Origin of the sequence: Caballeronia sp. ATUFL_M2_KS44 (assembly GCF_023630965.1) — a bacterium.
Classification (GTDB): domain Bacteria; phylum Pseudomonadota; class Gammaproteobacteria; order Burkholderiales; family Burkholderiaceae; genus Caballeronia; species Caballeronia concitans.
In genome coordinates, this window is the sequence record NZ_JALQEA010000016.1 from 119,330 (window position 1) to 139,496 (window position 20,167).

The window sequence follows — 20,167 nt, forward strand, 5'->3', positions numbered from 1 at the left end:
GCTCAAGCCAGCTCCAGCACGAGCCGCCGCGTGCGCGCGCTCTTCTTCTCCAGCTTCGCGATGCGCAATTCGCCGATCTCGCCCGTGTTGCGCACGTGCGTGCCGCCGCACGGCTGCAGATCCACGTCCTCGATGCGCAGCAGGCGCACGCGGCCGAGGCCCATCGGCGGCTTCACGCTCATCGTGCGCACGAGTTCGGGGCGCGCGGACATTTCGTCGTCGGTGATCCATTCGGTGCGCACGTCGTGCGATCCGCCGACGAGCGCGCGCAGCTTCGATTCCACCTCTTCGCGCTCGATCGGCTCGACGGTCGCGAGATCGAGCCGCGCGTAGTCGGTCGTGATGCTGCAGCCGTCGACCGGATACGGCAGCACGGCGCAAATCAGATGGCTCGCCGTGTGCAGCCGCATATGCCGATACCGCCGCGCCCAGTCGATCTCCGCGCTCACCGTGTCGCCCGCTTTCAGCTTCGCGAGCGCGTCTTCCTGGCCCGGCGCGGGCACGTGCACGGCGTCGTCGGGCGTCGCGCCTTCGAACTTGGCCTTGCGCGTATCCGCGATGGCGATGACCGTGCCGTCCGCGAGCGTCAGCGTGCCGGCGTCGCCCGCCTGGCCGCCGCCGAGCGGATAGAACACGGTTTGATCGAGACGAATGCCCGCTTCGTCGATGGCGATGACGGCCGCCTCGCATTGCGTCCGATAGGCGTCCTCGCGAAAGAGTGCGCGTGTGGTCATGGCTTCATGTCCTCGAAATGCCCTGGATAACCGGCAGATGATGCCGCAAACGAGCACGGCCTCGCCCGATACAAAAACGGGCGATTCAACCGGGACGGTTGCGCATCCAGTCGGCGGTATCGAAGAAGGAAGTGAGCAGGCGCTCGCGCAGCGGCTCCGCGAGGCCGATATCTTCCATCGCCCAGGCCATGCAGCGCAGCCATTGGTCGCGTTCGCCCGATGCGATCGAGAACGGCAGATGCCGCGCCCGCAAACGCGGATGCCCGAAGCGGCTGATGTAGTGATCCGGCCCGCCCATCCAGCCGCACAGGAACCAGAAAGTCTTGTCGCGGGAATTGTCGAGCGTCGGCGGATGCAGCGCGCGGATGCCGGCGAACTCGGGTTCGAGGTCCATCAGGTCGTAAAAACGATCGACGAGCGCGCGCACGCGTTCCTCGCCGCCGACCAGTTCGAACGCGGTCGGCGCGGTGTCCTGATTCGATGCTGCGTCGTCGGAAGACGATTGATTCACTTCGCTCATTGCCTTGATTCTAGGAAAACTAGGCGTCGCGCAAGGACTGCAGCGCCGGACGCGCCAGCACGCGACGCAAACTCAGCCAGCCGCCGAGCCCCGCGCACGCGATGCCCGCGACGACGCCCGCCGGCACGAGCCACGGATTGAAATCGATATGAAATTCGAACACGCGCGATGCCAGCACGTAGCCGATGCCCTGCGCGCCGAGCGCCGCCATCAGGCCCGACAGCGCGCCGACCGCGACGAATTCGGCGACCTGCACCGAGCGCACCTGCCTGTGCGACGCGCCGAGCGCCCGCAGCAGCGCCGATTCGCGCATGCGCTCGTCGCGCGTGCCGGCGAGCGCCGCGTACAGCACGAGCACGCCCGCCGCGAGCGTGAAGAGGAACAGGAACTGGACCGCGCCGATCACCTGCGCGAGCGTGCGCTGGATCTGCGCGAGGATCGGCGCGGTATCGATGGCCGTCACGTTCGGATAAGCGGCGATCAGGCCGTCGATCATGCGCTGGTCGTCGGCGGGCAAGTGGAAGCTCGTGATGAACGTGGCGGGCAGGTCGGCGAGCGCCTCGGGCGGCATCAGCACGAAGAAGTTGACCTTGAACGAATTCCAGTCGACCTTGCGCAGGCTCGTCACGGGCGCTTCCACCGGCAGCCCGGCGACATCGAAGCGCAGCACGTCGCCCATTTTCACGCGGATGGTCTTCGCGATGCCCTCTTCGATCGACACCTGCGGCTTCGCGCTCGTGCCGAACCACGCGCCCTGCGTCACGCGGTTGTCGTCGGGCAGCGCGGTCGTGTAGGACAGGTTGAATTCGCGATCGACGAGGCGCTTCGCATCGGCTTTCTCGTAGCTGTCCGGATTGACCGGCGTGCCGTTGATGGAGACGAGCCGCGCGCGCACCATCGGCGACAGCGCGGCCTGCGGCTGGCCGTGACCGTGCAGATACGCGAGCACGCCGTCGCGCTGCTCCGGCTGGATGTCGATCAGGAATTCGTTGGGCGCGTCGGGCGGCGTGGCGTCGCGCCATCCCTTGATGAGATCGTTGCGCGTCATCGCGATCAGCAGCAGGCACATCAGCCCGATGCCGAGCGCCGTGATCTGCAGCGCGCTCGCCCCGCTTCGCCGTTCCAGCGACGCCAGCGCGTACCGCCAGCCGACGCCCGCGCGGCTCTTGTCGCGCCGCACGAAGCGCGCCGCCGCCCAGAGCGCCGCCCGCGCGATCGCGCCGAACAGCAGCAGCCCCGCCGCGAATCCGCCCGCGACGATGCCGCCGAGCTTCCACTCGCCCGCCGCGATCACGAGCAGCGCCGCGAACAGCAGCACGCCGACGCCGTACGCCGCGTAAGCGACGCGCCCGGCATCGCCCAGTTCGCGGCGGATCACGAGCACCGGCGGCACGCGCGTGAGCGGCAAGAGCGGCGGCAGCGCGAAGCCGAGCAGCAGCACGAGTCCCATCGCGATGCCTTCGAGCGCCGGCCACACGCTCGCCTGCGGCAATTCGACATCGACGAGCGAGCCGAGCCAGTTCAGCAGCACCAGATGCCCGATGAAGCCGAGCACGATGCCCGCCGCGCTGCCGATGACGCCTATCGCCAGGAATTCGTTCAGAAAGAGCGCGCGCAGCGTGCGCTGGCTGACGCCGAGACAGCGCATCGCGGCGCAGCCGTCGAGGTGGCGTCGGGCGAAGCGATGCGCGGCCATCGCGATGGCGACCGCCGCGAGCAGCGCCGTCAAGAGCGACACGAGCGTGAGAAAGTGGCTCGCGCGGTCGATCGTCTGCCGCACCTGCGGCTGGCCGTCCGACAGCGATTCCAGCGCGACGCCGCGCAGCTTGCCGCCGTCGGCCTTATCGCGGGCGAACTGGGCGAAGCGCTCCACCTGCGCGTCCGGTCCCGCCACCAGCAGCCGGTACGTCACGCGGCTGCCGTAGCCGAGCAGTCCCGTCCCGGCGATTTCGTCGGCGCGCATCATGAGGCGCGGCGAGAAATTAACGAACGAGAAGCCGCGATCCAGCTCCCGCGTGATGACCGCGGCCACCGTGAACGTGCGCGTGCCGACCTTCACCGTGCCGCCGACTTTCGTCTTGAGCGCGTCGAGGAGCGCGGGATCGACCCAGACGGTGCCCGGCGCGGGAATGCCTTGCGCTTGGGCGTCGGGCGCGTCGGGGCCGGGCGCGATGCGCAGTGCGCCGCGCAGCGGATAGCCGGCCGTCACGCCCTTGATCGCCGCGAGCCGCGACACCGCTTCGCGCGACGTCCCGCTGATCATGCTCGGAAAGATGGTCGTGCCGGCGGTTTCGAGCCCGAGCGATCGCGCTTCTGCCGCGAACATCGGATCGACGGGATGATCGGCGCGCACGACGAAATCGGCGGCGATCATCTGGCGCGCATCGCGGGCGAGGCCCTGCCGCATGCGATCCGCGAGAAAGCCGACGCTCGACAGCGCCGCGACCGCCAGCACCAGCGCGAGCACGAGCATGGTCAGCTCGCCGGCGCGCCAGTCGCGCGCGGTCATGCGCCACGCCTGGCGCACGGTCTGCAGGAAGTCGAGTCCGGCTGTCGGATGCGTGTCGTGAATGGAGGGCGACGCCTTGGCCGCGGGTTTGTCGTTGCGGGCCGCGGTACTCAATCGTGCTTGCTCCGCAGTCGGTTGATCGGGTTATGCGTGCCGGGCAGCATGTGTTTGGCCATGCGCGAGACGCCGCCGTGCACGCCGCGCACGAGTCGCGGCAGCGCCCATCCGGCGGCGAAGAGGAACGCGATCAGCATCACGAGGAACAGCAGGGGCACGAAGAACGCGAGCACGAGGCCGCCGAGCGCGCCGATGTCTTCCGTCGCGGACGCGGCCCAGTTCGACACCGGTTCCGGCGACAGATTGATGAGCGCGCGCGTGCCCGCCTTCGCGAAATGCGACGCCCCGGCGAGCGTGCCGCCCGCGAGCGCGGCGATGGTGAGCATGGTGGGATCGGCGTGGCCGAGCGAACCGGCCGCGAGCACCGCGCCGGCCGGAATGCGGATGAACGTGTGAATGGCGTCCCAGAGGGAATCGAGCGCGGGAATTTTGTCGGCGAGAAATTCGACGATGGTGAGCGCGCCCGCCACGCCGATCACCCACGGCGACGCGAGCACGGCGAGGGAATCCGGCAGATGAATGAGGCCGATGCGCTCGAACAGCCCGGCGATGAACACGGTGAGATACAGGCGCAGCCCGCTCGCCCATGAAAGGCCCGCCGCGAGCGAAAGTGACTCAAGCATTGCCGTCTCCTTTGTCGATGGCCGTTAGCGCCTTCGCGCCGACTGCCACCCCATGCAAAGCTGCCGGCGGGATTTCACGCTTCAGCGCTCGACCCGCCGCTCCATCGCCCATAAGACAGACTTAAGACCATTATATCCACGCAAAATCGCGCGGTGCAGCGGACGTCCAGCGAACGCCGTTCCTGGCGCGCCCGCTACAGCTTGCTGACGAAAGCGAAACGGCCGGCGCCGCTCAATGCCCCGAGGTCAGCTTGAGCCCGACCAGCCCGGCGATGATCAAGAGCGCGCTCACGATGCGCGCCGCCGACACCGCCTCGCCCATGAACACGATGCCGAACACGAACGCGCCGACCGCGCCGATGCCCGTCCACACGGCATAAGCGGTGCCGAGCGGCAACTGGCGCATGGCCATGGCGAGCAGCACGAAGCTGCCGACGGCGGTGACGAGCGTGAAGACGGACGGTCCGAGCCGCGTGAAGCCGTCGGACGATTTGAGCCCTGCCGCCCACGCGACTTCCAGCACACCGGCGATGAAAAGAAGAATCCAGGACATCGGTTGACTCCCTCAGAAAATGGGGCCGTCCCCGATGAATCGAAGCGCGTGCGGTCGTCCGGCACGGCGTTGGCTAAGAAGCGAGCCGATCATTGTATCCCAGCGCTGCGGGCGCGCGGCGCCGTGCCGCGCCCTGAAAAACGGTGTATCAAGAAAGCGACGCGCACAGGCGCATCACTCGGCGCGTTCGTTGCAAGAATCGACCAGGGAGCGTTCATGCATATCGACTCGGTGCTGCTGTCCCGCTTTCAGTTCGCGTGGGTCGTCGCGTTCCATATCCTGCTGCCCGCCTTCACGGTCGGCCTTTCGTGCTTCATCGCGACGCTCGAATTCAACTGGTGGATCACGCGGCGCGACGTCTACCGCCGCCTGTCCGCGTTCTGGCTGAAGATCTTCGCGGTGTCGTTCGGCATGGGCGTGGTATCGGGCATCGTGATGCCGTTCCAGTTCGGCACCAACTGGAGCCGCTACGCCGACAAGACCGCGAACGTCGTCGGCTCGCTGATGGGCTACGAAGTGCTGACCGCGTTCTTCCTCGAATCGGCGTTTCTCGGCGTGCTGCTGTTCGGCCGCAAGCTCGTGCCGCAATGGGCGCACGTGATGTCGGCGATGTTCGTCGCCATCGGCACGCTCATCTCGTCGTTCTGGATTCTCGCCGTCAATAGCTGGATGCAGACGCCGCAGGGCTATCGCATCCTGCCGGACGGGCGCTTCGACGTGGTGAGCTTCTTCGACGTGATCTTCTCGCCGTCGTTTCCGTACCGGCTCGCGCACACCGTGACCGCGTTTCTCGTGACGACGGCGTTCGTGATTCTCGGCGTCGGCGCCATGTACGTGCTGCAGCGGCGCGCGATCGAGGAAAGCCGCGTGATGCTGAAGATGTCGCTTATCTTCCTGATCATCATGGTGCCGCTGCAGATGGTGATCGGCGACGCGCACGGCCTCAACACGCTCAAGCATCAGCCCGCCAAGCTCGCGGCGATGGAAGCGCTGTGGGAAACCGGATCGCGCGTGCCGGCCAATCTCTTCTCCATTCCCGATCAGGACGAAGAACGCAACCACTTCGAAGTGTCGATACCGGTGCTCGGCAGCATCTACCTCACGCACGATCCGAACGGCGTCGTGCGCGGCCTCAAGGATTTTCCGCGCGAGGACCGGCCGCCGGTGGCCGTCGTGTTTTTCGCGTTTCACATCATGGTCGGCGTCGCGCTGTTGATGTTCGCCGTCGTGCTGTCGGGCATCGTGCTCTTCGCGCGCGGCAAGCTCGAAACCAGCCGCCGATGGCTGCGCGCCGCGACCTTCGCGATGCCGCTCGGTTTCATCGCGGTGATCGCCGGATGGACGACGACCGAGGCCGGCCGCCAGCCGTGGACGGTCTATGGCCTGCTGCGCACGCGCGATTCGGTGACGCCCTCGCTCACCACCGGCGACGTCGCGCTGTCGTGGCTGCTCTACGTCCTCGCCTACGCGGTGATCTTCGGCGCGGGGTTCATTCTGCTGCGGCGGCTCGTGCGCGTGGGGCCATCGCCGGTGGCGCAGGATCACGAGAGCGAACTGCTTCAGCCGCAGACGCGGGCGGCGCGGCCGCTCTCGGCGGTATCGTCGGGCGGCGAGACGGCGCGCAAGAGCGGCACCGCACGCGTCGCGCCGAGCGACGACATCGTGCCGCCGCGACGGCCGAACTGACCGCGCCTTGAGTTCATCGAAACAATGCAAACGGAGACCGCGATGCTCGATCTCGTGCCGCTGTGGGCCGCCATTCTCGCGCTGGCCGTGTTCATGTACGTGCTGCTCGACGGCTTCGATCTCGGCGTCGGCATGCTGTTTCTCCTGCGCCGCGACGCCGGCGAGCGCAACCTGATGATCAACTCCGTCGCGCCCGTCTGGGACTTCAACGAAACGTGGCTCGTGCTCGGCGGCGGCGGTCTCTTCGCGGTGTTTCCGCTCGCGTTCGCGATCATCGTTCCGGCCGTCTACTTCCCGATTCTCTTCATGCTGCTCGGGCTGATCTTTCGCGGCGTCGCGTTCGAGTTTCGCGAAGTCGTCGGCGCGCGCAAGTGGCTGTGGGATCGCGCGTTCGCGTATGGATCGCTCGTCGCCACGTTCGCGCAGGGCATCGTGCTCGGCATGTTCATCCAGGGCTTTCCGATCAGCGGCCGTCAGTTCGCCGGCACGAGCTGGGACTGGATCGCGCCGTTTCCGCTGCTCACGGGCGTCGGGCTGATCTTCGGCTATGCGCTGCAAGGCTCGACGTGGCTCGTCATGAAAACCGAAGGCGATCTTCAAAACTGGGGCCGCCGGATGGCGCGATACGCGCTCGTCGGCGTGATCGCATTCATCGTGCTCATCAGCTTGTGGACGCCGCTCAAGGATGCGCGCATCGCCGCGCGATGGTTCGGCTTTCCGGGAAGCTTCGCGTTCGCGCCGGTGCCGGTGCTGACCGCGCTGCTCGTGTGGACGCTATGGACGAGCCTCGCGAAAGGCCGCGAAGCGCTGCCCTTCGTCTGCTCGATGGGCCTCTTCTTTCTCGCGTTCACCGGGCTCGTGATCAGCCTGTGGCCGTTCATCGCGCCGCCTTCGGTGACGCTGTGGGACGCATCGGCGTCGCCGATCTCGCATCAGTTCTTCCTGATCGGCACGTTGTTCCTGCTGCCCGTCCTGATGGTCTACGTGACGTGGTCGTACTGGGTGTTTCGCGGCAAGGTGCGCGGCGACATGGGCTATCACGTCGAATGACGCGGCTTCTCGATCAGAGCTTTTGCGCTACCGCGAGCGACAGGATGCGCGCCCATTGCCGCGCCTCGGCGCGATTCCGCATCGGCAAACGCCATTGGCCGTGCGCGGGATCGGCGACATCGAGCAGCACGTGCGAACCGCCGCTTTCGTCGATGCGCGCACCGCGCAGGTCCGCGAAGATGTAATGGCCGCGCGCATCGCCCACGCGCACGTCGAGCAGCCGCTTGCCCGCCGCGAGCCGCACGCCGCCCCAGTCGCGCGCGAGTTCGTGGGTCCAGCCGGCGCCTTCGTCGCCTTTGACGCGCGGCAGATTCGGCGCGACCTCGCGGCGCCGCGCGAGCCAATAAGCGATGCCCGCCGCGATCGCCGCCAGCACGACCGCCGCGACGCCGATCGCCACGCCCAGCCCGAAGCGCGCGTCGATGGCGTTGAACGACCGCACTGCGCCATAAATCAGCGCGATGAGCGCGATGAGAGCAAGGACGATCGGCATCGCGTGTTTCCTATGCGTTCGCGCGCAACGTAGCCGTCACTGCGCCTTGTGCTTCGCGTTCCAGTCGCGCACGGCCTGCAGCGTGTTCGCGACATGCTTGTCCGGCGAGAGGCTCGTGTATTCGTAGATGACCTTGCCGTCCGGCGCGATCACATACGACACGCGATTGGCCATCGAGCTTTTCATCGGCAGGGACGCGTCGTAGGAGCGGATGATTTTCGAATCGGCGTCGGCGGCGACGGGAAACTTGCTGCGGCATTCGCTCACGGAAAAGCGCTTGAGCGTGTCGATGTCGTCATGCGACACGCCGATCACCGTCGCGCCCTCGTCCTTGTACTGATCGACCGCTTCGGCGAACTCATGCGCCTCGATCGTGCAGCCCTTCGTGAACGCCGCCGGGTAGAAGTACAGCACGACGGGGCCTTTCTTCAACGCATCGGCGAGCGAGTAATCGTAGACGTTGCCGCCGAGCGACGCCTGCGCGACGAAGTCCGGCGCGGCATCGCCCGGCTTGAGCGTCGCGCCCGCCGTCAGCGGATACGCCGCGACGAGACACGCAGCCGCCGCTGCCAGTCCGGCTACCGTTCCCGCAATCCTCTTGTTCATGTGCATGCCTCACCGTGACGTTTGATGGAACGCGCGCGATTCAATCGAGCGGCTGCTCCGCGAACCACGCCGCCGCCTCCATTTGCAGCTTCGCGAGCAGCGCGGGCGTGAGCGCGCCGAGCGCCGGCTGCGCGAGACGGCACGCGTCGATGGCGGACGCATCGCCGCGTTCGGCCGCCTGCGCGATGCCCAGCAGCGCGCCGAGCGCGCCTTCGCCGCGCAGGATCGCCGAGCGGATCTCCGCCGCCAGATGCAGCTTATCGACAATTTCCGCGGGCTGCATGTCGAGCACCACGTGCACGAGGGAAAACACGCCGGTCATGAACGCGGCATCGGCGAAGGCTTCATCCGCTGGACGCAGCACGTTCGCCGCCAGTTCCATGAAACGCGCCCGCGCGCCGACGAGTTGCAAGAGCGGGTCCGAGCGCCACGGCAGGCCGCTGCCGTCCGCGTAGAGCAAGAGTTGCGTCCAGCGCATCAACTGGCGCGTGCCGGCGGCGGCAACCGCGTCGCGCAACGACGACACGCGCCGCCCGCGTGCATGCGCGCTCGAATTGGCGAGCCGCATGAGTTGCAGCACGATGTCCGGATTGCGCTTGAGTTCGGCTTCGAGTTCCCGCATGCCCGGTTCCGATCCGAGCACCGCGAGCAGCCGCAGCAGCGTGCCGCGCGCCGGACTCGCGCGACGCGCCGAGAGCACCTGCGGCCGCGCGAAGAAATAGCCCTGGAAGAGATCGAAGCCAAGCTCGCGCGCCGCGATGAAATCCTCGTGCGTCTCCACTTTCTCCGCGACGAGCAGCTTGCCGTGCTTCTTCGCGAGCGACGCGAGTTCGGGCAACTGGTCGCGCTCGGCCGCGAGCAGATCGACCTTCACGATATCCACCGACGGCAGCGCGCCGAGCAACGTATCGTCGATGCGCGTGATGTCGTCGAGCGCGAAGCGAAAACCCTGGCGGCGCAACTGCGCGCATCGCTTGAAGAGCGCGTCGTCGAACACGATGCTTTCCAGCAGTTCCAGCACGAAGCGCTCGGGATGCATCAGATGCACGATGTCGTCGAAGAGCAGCTCGCGATTCATGTTCACGTAGCCGGGGTGCAGCCCGAGCACCGCCGACACGCCCAGCTCGCCCACCGTGCGCGCGACGACATGCGCGGTCGCCTGGAGGTCGTCGTGGACGCGCGCGCGATTGTCGGGGCTGTCGCGAAAGAGCAGTTCGTAGGCGGCGAGCGCGCCGGCGCCATCGAGAATCGGCTGGCGTCCGACATAGACGCGCGCTTCGTGAACGGGGCGCGGCGAGCGCCTTAAGGATGAATCGGCCATGACGGAAACGGACTGGAAGCTGGTTTGCGGCATTCGGTCGCGCCTCGCGCGTGCGCAAAGGTTTGCGCGATGCATCGCACGGCGAGCGTCGTGCGTCGTTGTCGACGTGCGCGGTCCTGCTGTGTGACGGCATGCATCATGAGGCGGAACGGGTGGGACGGATTCTCGAAGCGGGCGGCGCGGCGCGCAATGCCCGCCCGGCGGCGGCGGCTGTGGCGGATGCGGCTGCGGTCGAACCGGCCGGCACGCCAAAACGCGCCACTGTAACCGAAATCGGGCCGCAACACATGCGTCGCGCGCGGCGGGCGGCGGGCGCGGCATCGGAGGGAAAGGTTAAAGAAATCCCCTGCGCCGCCGATAACACGCCTGATAGAACGTGCCGCGCCTGTTTCCGGCACGGCCCGCACGGAACCCGCCCGAAGCGGCGACCGCGCCGCCGAGAGCGTCCGATGCGCAATGCCGCATCGACCCAGCGACGGCGCGTGCCGCAGCGAGAACCCAAACTGACCATGCAAGCGAACCGGACCGATGTCTCCCGCCGCGCGCCCTGGCGCATCGCGCTCGATGCGCTGCGCCGCGCATGGGGCAGCCCCGCGCAGGACGATCACGACGAACGCGCGGATCGCGACGATTTGCCTTCGGCCGGCGACGACGCGCCCAAGGCCGTCGCCGTGCGCCCTGCCCGCGTGCCCGAACTGGAGCCGACGCTCGCCGCCGTCGATTTCCTCGCGCAGGTCGACGACGCGCTGCGCTTCCAGTACGTGTCGGATGCGAGCATCGATTTCATCGGCTATCACCGCGACTATCTGAACATGCTGACGCTGCACGATCTCGTGCCGTCGGAGGAAGCCGAGGCGCTGAACGCGCTCATCGCCCGGGCGCGCGCGAGCGGCAAGCTCGAATCGGCGACGCTCAATCTCGTCAAGTCGCTGACGTATCCGATCTGCGTCGAGCTGCGGATCATGGCCACCGCCGATCAGGGCACGCCGGGCTTCGCGCTCGCGGCCTTCGACGTGTCGCGCTGGCGCGAGCGCGAGTTCTCGCTCGTGCATGCGCTGCATCACGATCCGCTGACGGGCCTCGAAAACGCGACCGCGCTTGAAGCCGCCATCGGCGCGGCGCAGGCGCAGGCCGAACACGCGCGCACGCAGGCGGCGCTCGTGCTGCTCGATATCGACGATTACCAGCGCATCAACCGCGCGCTCGGCTACGACGCCGGCGACGACATGCTGCGCGAGACCGCGCGGCGCATCCAGCACACGGCCGCGCACGGCGAGCGCGTGGCGCGCATGGCCGGCGACGAATTCGCCGTGCTGCTGCCCGCCGGCGCGACGGCGGAAGCCGCCGAAAGTCTCGGCCGCCGCTTGCTGACGGCGATCGCGCAGCCTTACCGGTATCGCGGGCAGCACACGCATTTGTCGGCGAGCGTGGGCGTTGCTTTATATCCAGACAATGCGGCCACGCAGAAGCCCGGCGAACCTGGCGTTCAGGCGAGCCTCTTGCGCATGGCCGATCTGGCGCTTGCGCAGGCGAAGGCATCGGGCGGCAACACGCTCGTGTTCCATACGCTCGACGACAACCCCGCCGACGCCGAGCGCCTGAAGCTCGAAGCCGATCTCTACGAAGCCGTGCGCAACGGCGAGTTCTCGCTCTTCTTCCAGCCGATCACGAAGATCCGCACGGGCGCGGTCGTCGGCGTGGAAGCGCTGATGCGCTGGAATCATCCGGTGCATGGGCTCGTGCCGCCGTCGCTGTTCATTCCGCTCGCGGAGACCATCGGGCTCATCAACTATCTCGGCAACTGGGTGCTGAAGGCCGCGTGCATGCAGCTCGTGCAGTGGGATTCGGTCGGCATCCGGCTGGATTACGTGTCGGTGAACGTGTCGCCGCAGCAGTTCCGCGACAAGCGCTTCACCACGGCGGTGAAGGAAGCGATCGCGTTGACGGGCATCGACGCCGGACGGCTCGTGTTCGAAATCACCGAAAGTCTCTTGATGCAGGACCCCGAGGAAGCCACGCGCCTGCTCGAAGCGCTGCGCTCGCTCGGCATCCGCTTTGCCGTCGATGACTTCGGTACCGGCTATTCGAGTCTCGCGTATCTGCAGCGCTTTCCGCTGTCGAAGCTGAAGATCGACCGGAGCTTCGTCGAGAACCTGATCACGTCGCGCAACAACCGCGCGATCGTCGGCGCGGTGGTGGGACTTGCGCAATCGCTCGGGCTGGAACTCGTGGCCGAGGGCGTCGAAACGGAAGCGCAGCGCGATCTGCTCGCCGATCTCGGCTGCGACCACATGCAAGGCTGGCTCATCAGCCACGCGCTGCCGTCCGACGAGCTGGCGCGCTCGTTCCAGACGAACTCACTGCTGTTGCACGAGACATTATGAGAGTGTTCATGTTCGTGTTCTAATCGAAGATCACGCCCCGTGCGTCCGTCGCCGCAGTATCCAGGCGGCCGGGACGCCGAATGGATGGATCGGGCTACTGCCGCAATGGCCCAGCCGTTGCGCAACGATAGGTTTTTTAAGCATGGCACGCACCAAGGCCGAACTACTGGACAAGTTGTGGGGGCGCATGAGCGAGCGCGGGGATTTCCCGATGCTCTCGCAGGCGCTGCGCACGACCGTGTCCGCGATGAGCGATGACGACCTCGACTTCACGGCGCTCGTGCAAGTCGTGCTGTCGGACTTCGGGCTCACGCAGAAGGTGCTGCGGCTCGCCAATTCAGCCATGTACATGGCGTTCGGCGGCAACATCACGACCGTCACGCGCGCGCTGATGGTGCTCGGCATGGACGCCGTCGGCCATCTGGTCGTGGGGCTCAAGCTGGTCGATCACTTTCATCACAGCGCGCCGCGTCGTATCGACGCCAAGCTCGAACTGAACCGCACGCTGCTGTCGGGCACGGTCGCGCGGCAGGTCACCGAGCGCATCGATCTGCGCTCGGCGGAAGAGGCTGTCGTCTGCACGCTGATGCGGCAGATCGGCAAGCTGCTCGTCGCGTTTTATCTGGAGCACGAGTGGGATCAGTTGCGGCGCAAGGCTGCGGCCGAGAATATCAGCGACAGCCACGCGTGCGCCGAGTTGCTGGGCGTGACGTTCGAGGAGATCGGCATCGAGGCGGCGGACCGCTGGCGTTTGCCGGAGACGATCCGCGCGGGCATGCGCGCGAGCGATCCCACTGCTCCGCCCGATGAAACCGTGCCGAAGCATGTGCGCTGGCTGCAGGCCGTGACCAACTATTCGACCGAAGTCGCCGATGCGCTGACTGCGCAGAACGTGGCGGCGGGCGGGCGCGAATCGATGCTCGTCGATATCGCGGAGCGCTATAGCGGCGCGCTCAACGCGGATGCCGAAACGCTCGCCGCGATGAGTCTCGCGCTGGCCAACGAAGAAACCGGCGACGGCGTGATGCGCGAGATCGTCGAGTTGCAGGCGAATGCGGACGCGATTGCGCGGGCGGGCGTGTCGGCGGAGGCGCGCATCGGCGCGAGCCTCGAGGATTTGCGGTCGCTGCCGTCGAAGAATGCGCTTGCGCCGGTGCTTGCGCTGGCATCGGAGGCGGTGCTTGCGGGGCTTGGGCTGTCGCGCACGGTGGTGTTCGTGCGGCAGGCCAACAACGAGTTTCAGGCGCGGCTCGGGCTGGGGGCTGGCATCGAAGCGATGCTGCCGGCGCTGCACTTTGCGGCCGAATTCCGGCCGGACGTGTTTCATCTGGCGATCACGAATCCGGTGGGCATTTTTATCGAGAATGCACACGATGCGCGTATCGATGCGCGTCTGCCGCGCTGGTACAAGGAGACGCTTGGCGAAGCGCAGGCTTTTGTGCTGCTGCCGGTGAAATCGAACGATACGACGGTCGCGCTCGTGTACGGCGACTGGACGCTCGGTGAGCGCGTGCACAAGATTTCGCCGCAGGAAATGAGCGCGCTCAACGAGCTTACGCGGGAACTCAGCCGTTTTTTTCTTAACGCGAACTGGAAGGAAGTGGAGTTGATCTGAGCGATCGGTTATTGCTCGATGACTCGCTGCTTTTTTGCCTTTCTGGCTTTCTGCCTTTCTGCCTTTCTGTTCGCGACACTTTTTTTGCTGCTTTAGCGCGGCGGGCTCTCTGTCGGTGAGCTTGTTTTCGCGTCGGTCTATTGGCTCGCCCCTCCCCGGGGCGGGGGTTACTTTCTTTGCTGCTGCAAAGAAAGTAACCAAAGAAAGCAGCTTTTTCGCCCGCTGTTCTGAATCACGGTGCACTCCGTAGAACCACGTTGGCACTCAGCTTGACACAGCCCTGAATCACCCTCCACGCCCACTGATCACTCACGTCCTCCGAGCCCCTCGGCTCGACAACACCAATCGCGCACATCGGCGGTAGTCGCTAAAAATGCGCCTACCACGCGAAGGCAAACCAACGGCGCAAGAAAGACTACGTGACTCGTGACGAACACGGGCCTGGGCGCGGGCGCGCCCACGCCATGGTTTCTTGTGGGGGTGTTTCCCAGTGGTGCGCGGTGCCCCATTGGTTTTGTCGAGCCCGGGGGCTCGCATGGGGTGGCGCTCAGCGGGCGCGGAAGGTGATTCAGGGCTGTTTCAAACTGAGTGCCAGCGTGGGTCTACGGAGTGACCAGAGAGTCAGTGCTTCGGGCCAGAAAAGCTGCTTTCTTTGGTTACTTTCTTTGCAGCAGCAAAGAAAGTGACCCCCGCCCCGGGGAGGGGCATGCTAATAGACCGACACGAATACAAGCTCACCGACAAAGAGCCGGAGCGCAAAGAGAACCGCTTAGACCAAATGAAACTTGCCAACAAGCGCCTTAAGCGCGCGCGCTTGATCATCGAGCGACTGGGCGGCAGCCGCCGCTTCCTCGACGAGAGCGGCATTCTGCTGAGTCCCAGCATCCATCTGCGACACAGCGTGTCCAATCGCCTCGATGCCTGACTTCTGCTCCGCCGATGCCGCCGATATCTCGCCCATGATATCCGTCACACGGCGCACCGCTCTCACGACTTCGTCCATCGTCGCGCCCGCTTCCTGCGCATAGGTCGATCCATCCGACACACGCGAAACCGACGTATCGATCAAGGTCTTGATCTCCTTCGCCGCCGACGACGACCGCTGCGCCAGACTCCGCACCTCGCCCGCCACCACCGCGAAGCCGCGCCCCTGCTCGCCCGCGCGCGCCGCTTCCACCGCCGCGTTCAGCGCCAGAATGTTCGTCTGGAACGCAATGCCCTCGATCACGCCGATGATGTCGCCAATGCTCTTCGCGCTCGCATCGATACGCTGCATCGTCTCCACCACGCGATTCACCACCGCGCCGCCCTTCTCCGCAATCTCCGATGCATTGTGCGCGAGCGTCGTCGCCTGCATCGCGTTGTCGGCGTTCTGACGCACCGTCGACGTCAGTTGCTCCATGCTCGCCGCCGTCTTTTCGAGCGCGACGGCCTGCTCTTCCGTGCGGCGCGACAGATCGACGTTGCCCGTCGAAATCTCGCTCGACGCCGACGCAATCGCCTCCGCGCTCGCCGCGATATCGCCGACAGTCGCGGACAAACCCGACTGCATCTCGGACAGCGCGTAAAGCATGCTCGCATCGTCGCGACGCTTGAGCGTGATCGGATACGCGAGATCGCCCGACGCAATGCGGCTCGCAATCTCCTTCGCATAGCCAGGCTCGCCGCCGAGCTGCCCGGAAAGACGCCGCACCATCCATTCGCTCACGACGATAGCCAGCACGAACAGCGCGGCCGTCAGCGCGAGCACCATCACGAACGACGAATGGAAGATGAACGCGGCCGCGTCGATGGTGCGCTTGGCAGCGTCGCCGCGTCGCGTGACGAGATCGTCGACCATCTTTTCCAGCTTGCCGGTCTCGACGAGCAGCGACACGTCCTGCGTGCCCACCTGCCAGTTCATCTGCGACAGATCGAGCGGCTGCTCCTTCACGAGCTTCACGAACGTGCGCAGGTTGCCGCTCCACGTGCCGAGCGCGGCGGAAAAGCGCTTTTGCTGCGCGAGCGCGTCCGTGTCGGCGTGATCGATGTATTGCGACAACTGCGCCTGCTCCTTGCCGATCTCCGTCAGCGCGCTTTCGATCTGATCGCCCAGTTCGTCACGTTCCTTCGCGGTCGACGCCGTCAGCAGCATCTTCTGCGAACGGCTCGCGCGCAGCAGATAACCGCGCGTTTCCTCCGCCGCGCGGCTCGCGACATAGCCCTGCGTGTAGATGGATTCGGTCGCGCCGTTCAGACGGCTGATCTGCGTGAGCGAAATGGCGCCGATGCCGAGCGTGCCGGCCAGCACGAGCCCGAACGCGAGGCGCAGCGACGCCTTCACGGATAGCCCGCGCCTGGTCCCCGGCGGCAAGCCCGCGCCCTTTGCGGCGCGCAGCGAATACAGTTTCATCGATCGAATCCCCGTTGTTGTCATGTCGAGCGGTACGCCCTCAACGCTTCTACGGCACGCGTTCTTATTTTCTTTAGCGCCCGCGGAACGTCCGTTCTCTTCAGGCGCGAGGACGTCCGTTCGTTCTTATAACCGGCCAAAAATCGCTTGCGTCCGATGAAAACCTCCACCGCCAAGCGATGTCCGATTCGCAACAATTCTTGTCAGGACAACGCACGCGAGACACCCTACACTTCAAAAACATTCCGTTCGCGCATGAATCGCGTACAGAAAAATTCCGAGACAACCGCTTCCTTTTCTTCATCACCATGCAAACGAGTATCGACAAGGGCGCGTTCCCGTCCGCCGACGCGACCGCCGCGACCGCCGCCGCGCCGGCCGTGCAGCGCACCGTTTATTCCGTCCTGGGCGCGATCAGCTTCTCGCATCTGCTCAACGACATGATCCAGTCGCTGATCCTCGCCATCTACCCGATGTTCAAGAGCGAATTCGCGCTCTCGTTCGGGCAGATCGGGCTCATCACGCTGACGTATCAGATCACCGCGTCGCTGCTGCAGCCCATCGTCGGGCTGTACACGGACAAGCATCCGAAGCCGTATTCGCTTCCCGTCGGCATGGGCTTCACGCTGTCGGGTCTCCTCCTGATGTCGATCGCGGGCAGCTTCGGCACGCTGCTGATCGCGGCGGCGCTGGTCGGCTGCGGATCGTCGGTGTTTCATCCGGAGTCGTCGCGGGTGGCGCGCATGGCGTCGGGCGGCAAGCACGGACTCGCGCAATCGCTGTTTCAGGTGGGCGGCAACGCGGGATCGTCGCTCGGGCCGCTGCTTGCGGCGCTCATCGTCATTCCGCACGGACAGCGCAGCATCGCGTGGTTCTCGGCGGCGGCGCTGCTCGCGATGGTCGTGCTCGCGAACATTGGCCGCTGGTACAAGCGCCATCCCGCGACGAAGAAAGGCCGCGCGCACGCAACGCATGCAACGCTGCCGCGCGAGAAGGTCGTCATGGCGATGAGCGTGCTCGTGCTGCTCGTGTTCTCGAAGTACTTCTATCTGGCGAGCATCACGAGCTACTTCACGTTCTATCTGATCAGCAAGTTCGGCGTGTCCGTGCAGGCCGCGCAGATCCACCTCTTCGTGTTCCTCGCGGCGGTCGCGGCGGGCACGATCATCGGCGGGCCGGTGGGCGACAAGGTCGGGCGCAAGGCGGTGATCTGGGTTTCGATTCTCGGCGTCGCGCCGTTCACGCTCTTGATGCCCTACGTCAACCTGTTCTGGACGGGCGTGCTCTCGGTCGTCATCGGGCTCGTGCTGGCGTCGGCGTTCTCGGCCATCCTCGTTTATGCGCAAGAGCTGATTCCCGGCAAGGTCGGCATGGTCGCGGGCCTGTTCTTCGGCTTCGCGTTCGGGATGGGCGGCGTCGGCGCGGCGGTGCTCGGGCATCTCGCGGACGTGACGAGCATCGACTACGTGTACAAGCTGTGCGCATTCCTGCCGCTGATCGGCGTGCTGACCGTGTTCCTGCCGAAGACGAAGGAAGCGAAGGTCTGATGATCCTGATGGCCTGAAGAACCGCTCGAACGCCCGGCCCGCGCCGGGCGTTTTTCGTTAAGCGCCGCCGTCGAGCGCGGCCTTCACCTGCGCCAGCGCGCCCGCATCCTCGATTGTCGGCAGGTCGCCCGGATCGCGGCCTTCCGCGAGCGCCGCGATCGCGCGCCGCAGCAGCTTGCCCGAGCGCGTCTTCGGCAGCATCGATACGAACAGCACGCGCGCCGGCCGCGCGATCGCGCCGAGCTGCGTATCGACCGCGTGGCACAACTCCGCCTCCATGCCCTCGCGCGCGCCCGGTGCGTTGATGCGCTCGGCATCGCGCAGCACGACGAACGCCGTCGCCGCCTGCCCCTTCACCGAATCCGCGACGCCGACGACCGCCACTTCCGCCACCGCCGCATGCGCCGACAGCGCTTCCTCGATCTCGCGCGTCCCCAGCCGATGCCCCGCCACGTTGATCACATCGTCGGTGCGCCCGAGAATCGACACATAGCCGTCCTCGTCCTGCACGCCCCAGTCGAACGTTGAATAGACCGTGTGGTTCGGCACGCTGCGCCAGTACGTGTCGATGAAACGCCGGTCGTCGCCCCACACCGTCTGCATGCAGCCGGGCGGCAGCGGATAGCCGAGCGTGACGACGCCCTTCTCGCCCGGCGCGCAGACCTCGCCCGTCAGCTCGTTGCGCAACGCAAGCGCGAAGCCCATCGACGGCACGCCAGGCGATCCGAGCTTCGACGGCAATTCCTCGATGCCGCGCGGAATCGCGAGCATCGGCCAGCCGGTTTCGGTCTGCCAGTAGTTGTCGATGACGGGCTTCTTGAGCGCGCTCTGAATCCACTGCGCGGTCGGCTCGTCGAGCGGCTCGCCTGCGAGGAACAGCGTGCGCAGGCTCGACAGATCGTACTTCTCCATCAGCGCCGGGTCCTGCTTCTTGAGCACGCGGATCGCGGTCGGCGCGGTGAACATCAGGTTGATGCCGTATTGCTCGACGAGCCGCCACCACACGCCGCCGTCCGGGCGCACCGGCGTGCCTTCGTACATGACCGTGGTGAGCCCCGCGATCAGCGGCGCATAGATGATGTAGCTGTGCCCCACGACCCAGCCGATATCCGATGCGGTGAACATGGTGTCGCCCGCCGCGCCCTGAAAGATGTGCTCCATCGATGCCGCGAGCGCCACCGCGTAACCGCCGACATCGCGCTGCACGCCTTTCGGGCGGCCGGTCGTGCCGGACGTGTAGAGCACGTAGGACGGTTCGTTCGATTCGAGCCATTCGCAGGGCACGTGCGCGTCGAAATACTGCTCGCGCAGCGGCTCGTACGCGACGAGATAGCTCGCCTGCAAGCGCTCGGGCGCGAGCTGGCGGTCGATCAGCAGCACTTGCGGCACCTTGAATTCGGCGCGCGAGAGCGCTTCGTCGACGAGCGGCGTGTAGTCGATCACCTTGCCCGCGCGCGCGCCCGCATCGGCGGTGACGATGAGCGCCGGCTCGGCATCGTCGATGCGCGCCGCCAGATTCGGCGCCGCGAAGCCGCCGAACACGACCGAATGGATCGCACCGATGCGCGCGCACGCGAGCATCGCGAAGAGCGCTTCGGGGATCATCGGCAGATAGATCAGCACGCGGTCGCCCTTTCTCACCGCGAGCGAGCGCATGACGGCGGCCATGCGGTTCACTTCGGCGTGCAGTTCGGCGTACGTGTAGCGGCGCTCGATGCCCGTTTCCGTCGATACATAAACGAGCGCGTCTTGTTGCGCGCGCGTCGCCAGATGACGATCGACGGCGTTATGGCACAGATTCGTCTTCCCGCCGACGAACCATCGCGCGAACGGCGGGTTGCTGGCGTCGAGCACCGTGTGAAACGGCGTGTGCCAATGGATGCGGCGGGCTTCGTCGGCCCAGAAGGCTTCGGGCTCGTCGATCGACCGTCGATACGCTTCTCGGTAAGTCGGCATGCGCGTTCTCTGCGAAGGGGCGTTGGCTCCACAGGATAGAGCAGCCCGCGAAGCGCTGGCT

Annotated in this window: 15 protein-coding genes; 5 read left to right on the forward strand and 10 right to left on the reverse strand. The window is 66.2% G+C overall.

Translation table 11 applies throughout. The features are described 5' to 3' along the window. Positions 1-2 precede the first annotated feature (2 nt). The 5 genes from NCR39_RS08900 to sugE form a co-directional block, all read right to left on the reverse strand. Complete coding sequence (locus tag NCR39_RS08900) at positions 3-734, reverse strand: alanyl-tRNA editing protein (protein WP_250451859.1); 732 nt, start codon at positions 732-734, stop codon at positions 3-5. Positions 735-819: 85 nt separating this feature from the next. Further along, a complete protein-coding gene (locus NCR39_RS08905) occupies positions 820-1,254 on the reverse strand; it encodes a group II truncated hemoglobin (protein WP_250451860.1) in 435 nt (144 codons plus the stop codon). A gap of 19 nt (positions 1,255-1,273) precedes the next feature. Next, the gene (locus NCR39_RS08910; RefSeq protein WP_502800193.1) at positions 1,274-3,877 is read right to left on the reverse strand and encodes an ABC transporter permease; all 2,604 of its coding nucleotides are present in this window, start codon (positions 3,875-3,877) and stop codon (positions 1,274-1,276) included. Further along, positions 3,874-4,503, reverse strand: a complete 630-nt coding sequence (locus NCR39_RS08915; RefSeq protein WP_250451861.1) for a DUF4126 domain-containing protein — start codon at positions 4,501-4,503, stop codon at positions 3,874-3,876. The genes NCR39_RS08910 and NCR39_RS08915 overlap by 4 nt, the downstream gene beginning before the upstream one ends. Before the next feature lie 232 nt (positions 4,504-4,735). Next, positions 4,736-5,056 carry a quaternary ammonium compound efflux SMR transporter SugE gene (gene sugE / locus NCR39_RS08920; protein ID WP_250451862.1) on the reverse strand — a complete coding sequence of 107 codons (321 nt, stop codon included), beginning with the start codon at positions 5,054-5,056 and terminating at the stop codon, positions 4,736-4,738. Between the two features lie 216 nt (positions 5,057-5,272). Here sugE and NCR39_RS08925 point away from each other — a divergent pair, with 216 nt between their 5' ends. Beyond that, a complete protein-coding gene (locus NCR39_RS08925; protein ID WP_250451863.1) occupies positions 5,273-6,742 on the forward strand; it encodes a cytochrome ubiquinol oxidase subunit I in 1,470 nt (489 codons plus the stop codon). Positions 6,743-6,784: 42 nt separating this feature from the next. Beyond that, the gene (gene cydB / locus NCR39_RS08930; protein WP_250452039.1) at positions 6,785-7,792 is read left to right on the forward strand and encodes a cytochrome d ubiquinol oxidase subunit II; all 1,008 of its coding nucleotides are present in this window, start codon (positions 6,785-6,787) and stop codon (positions 7,790-7,792) included. A gap of 13 nt (positions 7,793-7,805) precedes the next feature. Here the strand turns inward: cydB and NCR39_RS08935 are convergent, their stop codons facing one another. The 3 genes from NCR39_RS08935 to NCR39_RS08945 are packed head-to-tail and all read right to left on the reverse strand — an operon-like array spanning position 7,806 to position 10,212. Beyond that, on the reverse strand, positions 7,806-8,285 hold the full coding sequence (locus tag NCR39_RS08935) for a hypothetical protein (RefSeq protein WP_250451864.1): 480 nt from the start codon (positions 8,283-8,285) through the stop codon (positions 7,806-7,808). A 36-nt stretch (positions 8,286-8,321) separates the two neighbouring features. Then, positions 8,322-8,891, reverse strand: coding sequence for a peroxiredoxin (locus NCR39_RS08940; RefSeq protein ID WP_250451865.1), 570 nt, complete (start codon positions 8,889-8,891; stop codon positions 8,322-8,324). 40 nt (positions 8,892-8,931) lie between these two features. Continuing rightward, positions 8,932-10,212 (reverse strand): EAL and HDOD domain-containing protein, encoded by a 1,281-nt coding sequence (locus NCR39_RS08945; protein ID WP_250452040.1) that lies wholly within the window; start codon positions 10,210-10,212, stop codon positions 8,932-8,934. A 509-nt stretch (positions 10,213-10,721) separates the two neighbouring features. Here NCR39_RS08945 and NCR39_RS08950 point away from each other — a divergent pair. Both NCR39_RS08950 and NCR39_RS08955 read left to right on the forward strand, forming a co-directional pair. Further along, the gene (locus NCR39_RS08950) at positions 10,722-12,596 is read left to right on the forward strand and encodes a putative bifunctional diguanylate cyclase/phosphodiesterase (protein ID WP_250451866.1); all 1,875 of its coding nucleotides are present in this window, start codon (positions 10,722-10,724) and stop codon (positions 12,594-12,596) included. Positions 12,597-12,738: 142 nt separating this feature from the next. Then, the gene (locus NCR39_RS08955) at positions 12,739-14,211 is read left to right on the forward strand and encodes an HDOD domain-containing protein (protein ID WP_250451867.1); all 1,473 of its coding nucleotides are present in this window, start codon (positions 12,739-12,741) and stop codon (positions 14,209-14,211) included. Between the two features lie 769 nt (positions 14,212-14,980). On the opposite strand, the gene NCR39_RS08960 is transcribed toward NCR39_RS08955, so the two are convergent. Continuing rightward, positions 14,981-16,603: a methyl-accepting chemotaxis protein gene (locus tag NCR39_RS08960; protein ID WP_250451868.1), complete on the reverse strand. Its 1,623-nt coding sequence runs from the start codon at positions 16,601-16,603 to the stop codon at positions 14,981-14,983. Positions 16,604-16,911: 308 nt separating this feature from the next. Here NCR39_RS08960 and NCR39_RS08965 point away from each other — a divergent pair, with 308 nt between their 5' ends. Next, positions 16,912-18,150 carry an MFS transporter gene (locus tag NCR39_RS08965; RefSeq protein ID WP_250451869.1) on the forward strand — a complete coding sequence of 413 codons (1,239 nt, stop codon included), beginning with the start codon at positions 16,912-16,914 and terminating at the stop codon, positions 18,148-18,150. Positions 18,151-18,207: 57 nt separating this feature from the next. Here the strand turns inward: NCR39_RS08965 and NCR39_RS08970 are convergent, their stop codons facing one another. Then, on the reverse strand, positions 18,208-20,106 hold the full coding sequence (locus NCR39_RS08970; protein ID WP_250451870.1) for a propionate--CoA ligase: 1,899 nt from the start codon (positions 20,104-20,106) through the stop codon (positions 18,208-18,210). Positions 20,107-20,167: the final 61 nt, after the last annotated feature.

Excerpts from the sequence above, each read along its gene's own strand:
- NCR39_RS08940 (WP_250451865.1), bottom strand. The coding sequence starts at position 8,891 with ATGAACAAGAGGATTGCGGGAACGGTAGCCGGACTGGCAGCGGCGGCT.
- NCR39_RS08945 (WP_250452040.1), bottom strand. The coding sequence starts at position 10,212 with ATGGCCGATTCATCCTTAAGGCGCTCGCCGCGCCCCGTTCACGAAGCG.
- NCR39_RS08955 (WP_250451867.1), top strand. The coding sequence starts at position 12,739 with ATGGCACGCACCAAGGCCGAACTACTGGACAAGTTGTGGGGGCGCATG.
- sugE (WP_250451862.1), bottom strand. The coding sequence starts at position 5,056 with ATGTCCTGGATTCTTCTTTTCATCGCCGGTGTGCTGGAAGTCGCGTGG.
- NCR39_RS08950 (WP_250451866.1), top strand. The coding sequence starts at position 10,722 with ATGCAAGCGAACCGGACCGATGTCTCCCGCCGCGCGCCCTGGCGCATC.
- NCR39_RS08915 (WP_250451861.1), bottom strand. The coding sequence starts at position 4,503 with ATGCTTGAGTCACTTTCGCTCGCGGCGGGCCTTTCATGGGCGAGCGGG.
- NCR39_RS08905 (WP_250451860.1), bottom strand. The coding sequence starts at position 1,254 with ATGAGCGAAGTGAATCAATCGTCTTCCGACGACGCAGCATCGAATCAG.
- NCR39_RS08965 (WP_250451869.1), top strand. The coding sequence starts at position 16,912 with ATGCAAACGAGTATCGACAAGGGCGCGTTCCCGTCCGCCGACGCGACC.
- NCR39_RS08925 (WP_250451863.1), top strand. The coding sequence starts at position 5,273 with ATGCATATCGACTCGGTGCTGCTGTCCCGCTTTCAGTTCGCGTGGGTC.
- NCR39_RS08970 (WP_250451870.1), bottom strand. The coding sequence starts at position 20,106 with ATGCCGACTTACCGAGAAGCGTATCGACGGTCGATCGACGAGCCCGAA.
- NCR39_RS08900 (WP_250451859.1), bottom strand. The coding sequence starts at position 734 with ATGACCACACGCGCACTCTTTCGCGAGGACGCCTATCGGACGCAATGC.
- NCR39_RS08960 (WP_250451868.1), bottom strand. The coding sequence starts at position 16,603 with ATGAAACTGTATTCGCTGCGCGCCGCAAAGGGCGCGGGCTTGCCGCCG.
- cydB (WP_250452039.1), top strand. The coding sequence starts at position 6,785 with ATGCTCGATCTCGTGCCGCTGTGGGCCGCCATTCTCGCGCTGGCCGTG.
- NCR39_RS08935 (WP_250451864.1), bottom strand. The coding sequence starts at position 8,285 with ATGCCGATCGTCCTTGCTCTCATCGCGCTCATCGCGCTGATTTATGGC.